Annotated in this window: 4 protein-coding genes; 2 read left to right on the plus strand and 2 right to left on the minus strand. The window is 71.9% G+C overall.

What is annotated here, in order from left to right; translation table 11 throughout:
* Positions 1-411, plus strand: a 411-nt coding sequence (locus tag ABD194_RS08985) for a DinB family protein (RefSeq protein WP_343990359.1), incomplete at its 5' end; no start/stop codon positions are given.
* A 4-nt stretch (positions 412-415) separates the two neighbouring features.
* Here the strand turns inward: ABD194_RS08985 and ABD194_RS08990 are convergent.
* Positions 416-1,114, minus strand: coding sequence for a response regulator (locus ABD194_RS08990; protein ID WP_343990362.1), 699 nt, complete (start codon positions 1,112-1,114; stop codon positions 416-418).
* Positions 1,107-2,777 (minus strand): sensor histidine kinase, encoded by a 1,671-nt coding sequence (locus ABD194_RS08995; RefSeq protein WP_343990365.1) that lies wholly within the window; start codon positions 2,775-2,777, stop codon positions 1,107-1,109. Before ABD194_RS08995 ends, ABD194_RS08990 begins: the two co-directional genes overlap by 8 nt.
* 116 nt (positions 2,778-2,893) lie before the next feature.
* Between ABD194_RS08995 and ABD194_RS09000 the strand changes: the two genes are divergently transcribed.
* Positions 2,894-4,306 (plus strand): cation:dicarboxylate symporter family transporter, encoded by a 1,413-nt coding sequence (locus ABD194_RS09000; RefSeq protein WP_343990368.1) that lies wholly within the window; start codon positions 2,894-2,896, stop codon positions 4,304-4,306.
* Position 4,307 lies beyond the last annotated feature (1 nt).

Here is a 4,307-nt window from a genome sequence, read left to right on the forward strand (position 1 = left end):
GACGCCGGGACGGCCCACCACCTCGACGTCGACGACCCGGACGGAAGCAGCACCGCCCTCCGCGCCGCGTGGCACGCCCACGACGACCGGATGCGCGAGCTCCTCGCCGACCCCGCCGTCGTGGGCCTCGAGTACGACGGCGTCTTCGGCCGCACCACGGTGGGCCGCACGCTCGTCGCCTTCCACGGCTTCGACCTCGTCGTGCACCGCTGGGACCTCGCCACGGCCGCCGGTCTCGACGGGCACCTCACGGACGACGAGCTGGACGTGCTCGAACGCTCGGCCGACGGCTTCGGCGAGCACCTCTACGACGACGGCGTCTGTGCGCCGGCCCTGCCCGTCCCCGACGACGCCGACCGGCAGGAGCGCCTGCTCGCGCGCCTGGGCCGACGGTCGCCCGCGAGGAACTGAGCGGTCACCGCGCCCAGAGGTACTCGACCTCCGGACGCCCCGCGCCGGCATACCGCGACCGGCGCAGGACGACCTTGGTCTCGCAGAGGTACTCGGCGTAGCGCCGGGCCGTGACCCGGCTGACGCCGAGCGACTCGCCGAGCTCGCTGGCCGAACGCCCGCCGTCGGCCTCGCGCAGCACCCGTGACACCCGGGACAGCAGCTCCTCGCCCATCCCCTTGGGCAGCCGCGGCTCACCGGCCACCCGCGCGCTGGCGAAGACCTCGTCGACCTCGGCCTGGGTCCCCACCTGCGTGCCGCCGGTCAGCTGGTCGCGGTAGGACCGGTAGGCGAGGAGCCGGTCGCGCAGGGTTGCGAAGACGAAGGGCTTCAGCAGGTACTGCACGATCCCGAGCGACACCGCGGCCCGGACGATCTCGAGGTCGCGGGCCGACGTGACGGCGATGACGTCGGCGCGGTGCCCGGCGGCGCGCATGGCCCGCACCACGTCCAGACCGTGCCGGTCGGGGAGGTTCATGTCCAGCAGGACGACGTCGATCTCCTTGTCCTGCAACGTCTTCAGCGCTGCCTGCGAGGTCCCAACCGTCGCAACCACCGCGAACCCCTCGACCCGACCGACGTATGCCGTGTGGGCCTCCGCCGCCACCGGCTCGTCCTCGACGACGAGGACCCGCAGCACCCCGGTCCGTGCCGAGTCAGCCATGGCGGGCCTCCGCTGCCGAGGCCGCCACAGGCAGCCGCACCGTGAACGTCGCTCCCGGCGGCCCCGTCACCGCGAGGTCCCCACCGAGCCGCTCGACGGTCTGGGCCACGAGGGCGAGGCCGATGCCGCGCCGGCCCGCGCTGCCCTGCTCCTTGGTCGACCATCCGCGCCGGAAGGCGTCCTCGACGCCACCGGGCGGCAGGCCCGGCCCGTCGTCGGAGACCTGGAGGACGGCATACGCCCCCTCGACGCGGGCGTCGAAGCACACGTGCCGCTCGTGCCGGACGGTGCGTGGCGTCCCCGGCTCGTCGACGACGGCGTCGAGGGCGTTGTCGATGAGGTTGCCGACGATCGTGACGACGTCGCGGGTGGGTGCGACGTCGCGCGGCCAGTGCGCGCCCGGCTCGATCTCGAAGGCGATGCCCCGCTCGTGCGCCTCGGCCGCCTTGCCGAGCAGCAGCGCGGTGAGCACCGGTTCGTCGACAGAGCCGACCACCCGGTCGGTGAGCAGCTGCGAGACCTGCAGCTCCTCGGTCGCGAAGTCGAGCGCCCGTTCGGTGTGGCCGAGCTCGATGAGGCTGACGATGGTGTGGAGGCGGTTGGCCGACTCGTGCGCCTGCGAGCGCAGCGCCTCCGTAAGACCCCGCGCCGAGTCCAGCTCACCCGTCAGGGCCTCGAGGTCGGTCCGGTCGCGAAGCGTGGCCACGTGGCCGAGAAGCCCTCCTTCCCAGCGGGCCGGGCCGCGGTTGAGCACGATCACCCGCGCCGAGGTCACGTGCAACTCGTCCTCGTGGGTCCCCTCGTCCGTCAACGCGGTCGTCAACGCCGGCCCGAGCCCGAGGTCGGCGACGCGCCGACCCACGGCGTCAGCGGGGAGGGCCAGCAACCGCGTCGCCTCGTCGTTGGCGAGCCGCAGCCGACCGTCGAGGTCGGTGATGACCAGACCCTCGGAGACGGCGTGCAGCACGGCGTCGTAGTACTCGTACATCTCCCGGAGCTGGCGCTCGCCGAGGCCGTGGGTCTGGCGGCGGATGCGCCTCGACACGAGCGCGGTGCCGAGACCGGTCAGCAGGGCCGCGACGAGCCCGGCGAGCAGCAGGCCCGGCAGCTGACCCCGCACGCGCTCCCCGACGGCGGCCTTGCGGATGCCGACCGACACGAGGGCGACCACCTTGCCGCGGTCCTCCACGGGCACCACGACGCGCGACGAGGGACCGAGCGTGCCGGTGTAGTCCTCCTCGACGACCCCGCCGGCCAGGGCCTGCTCGGTGTGCCCGATGAACGTCTTCCCGATCTGCGCCGGGTCGGGGTGGGTGTAGCGGATCGCCTCGCGGCTCATGACGACCACGAAGTCCGTGCCCGTCTCGACGCGCACCCGTTCGGCATAGGGCTGCAGGACCGCGGACGGGTCCGGGCCCTCGACCGCCGTGACGACGCCGGGCGTGGCCGCCAGCGTGTCCGCCACCGCGAGCGCCCGGGCGATCGCCTGCTGGTCGCCGGCGCGCTGCGCCTGGCCGTACGCCCCGACGAGCCCGGCCGCGACCACGAGCACCGCGATGAGCACCTGCAGTGCGAACGTCTGGCCCGCGACGCTCCAGCGCGCCGGGGCTCCGAGCGCCCGCCTCGCGGCCGTACGCGTACGCGAGAGCGAGCTCAACGGCATACAAGACGCCGCAAGAACTCAATGAACACAAAGGTGACCATAGTTCCCGTCCGGGGCAGCCTCGTCACGTTCCCCGGTCCCGTGCCCAGCGCGGGGCCCTGCCAACGGAGGTCACCGTGAGTTCCACCGCCGACAGCGCCGTCGACGCCCACCCGGGCGCGACTCCCAAGCGCGACCGCACCCATTTCCTGTACATCGCCGTCATCGTGGCGATGGTCGCCGGCATCCTCGTCGGCTGGGCCTTCCCCGAGGTGGGCAAGAGCCTGAAGCCCCTCGGGACCGGCTTCGTCAACCTCATCAAGATGATGATCACCCCGATCATCTTCTGCACGATCGTCCTGGGTATCGGTTCGGTCCGCAAGGCCGCCCAGGTCGGCAAGGTCGGCGGTCTGGCCCTCGGCTACTTCATCGTCATGTCGACGGTCGCCCTGGGCGTCGGCCTGGTTGTCGGCAACATCGTCAAGCCCGGTTCCGGCCTCGACCTGACGGCTGCCGTCGCCAAGTCCGGCCAGGCGCAGATCGCGGAGAAGTCCGAGGGCGCGGTCGACTTCGTCCTCGGCCTCATTCCCGACACCCTGGTGTCCTCCCTGACCTCCGGCTCGGTGCTGCAGGCGCTGCTCATCGCCCTGCTCGTCGGCTTCGCGCTGCAGAAGATGGGCAAGGCCGGTGAGCCGATCCTCGTCGGCATCAAGCACCTCGAGCGGCTCGTCTTCCGCCTCATGGCGATGGTCATGTGGGTCGCCCCGATCGGTGCCTTCGGTGCCATGGCCGCCCTGGTCGGCGCGACCGGCATCGGCTCGCTCAAGAGCCTGGGCCTGCTCATGCTCGCCTTCTACGTGACCTGCGCGATCTTCGTGTTCGTCTTCCTCGGCAGCATCCTCAAGGTCGTCACCGGCATGAACGTCTTCTCGCTGCTGCGCTACCTCGGTCGTGAGTTCCTCCTCATCCTGTCCACGTCGTCGTCCGAGTCGGCCCTGCCGCGCCTCATCGCCAAGATGGAGCACCTCGGCGTCTCCCGTCCGGTCGTCGGCATCACCGTGCCCACCGGCTACTCGTTCAACCTCGACGGCACCGCGATCTACCTCACGATGGCGAGCCTGTTCATCGCCGAGGCCATGGACAAGCCGTTCAGCATCGGCCAGCAGATCGGCCTGCTCGTCTTCATGATCGTCGCCAGCAAGGGCGCTGCCGGCGTCAGCGGCGCCGGCCTGGCCACCCTCGCCGGTGGCCTGCAGTCGCACCGCCCCGACCTCGTGCCGGGCGTCGGCTTCATCGTCGGCATCGACCGCCTCATGAGCGAGGCCCGCGCCCTGACGAACTTCGCCGGCAACGCCATCGCCACGGTCATCATCGGCACGTGGGTCGGCGAGATCGACCGCGACAAGGCGGCACGCGTCCTCTCCGGTCAGGACCGCTTCGACGAGGCGAGCATGGTCGACTCCGAGCACGACTCCGTGCCGGACGAGCTGCCTGCCGGCCCGACCAGCGGCGCCGCAGGCAACGAGCCCGAGCTCGCGGGGGTGCGCTGAC

The organism is Terrabacter terrae (assembly GCF_039529575.1).
Classification (GTDB): Bacteria; Actinomycetota; Actinomycetes; order Actinomycetales; family Dermatophilaceae; genus Terrabacter; species Terrabacter terrae.

Excerpts from the sequence above, each read along its gene's own strand:
- ABD194_RS08990 (WP_343990362.1), bottom strand. The coding sequence starts at position 1,114 with ATGGCTGACTCGGCACGGACCGGGGTGCTGCGGGTCCTCGTCGTCGAG.
- ABD194_RS08995 (WP_343990365.1), bottom strand. The coding sequence starts at position 2,777 with ATGCCGTTGAGCTCGCTCTCGCGTACGCGTACGGCCGCGAGGCGGGCG.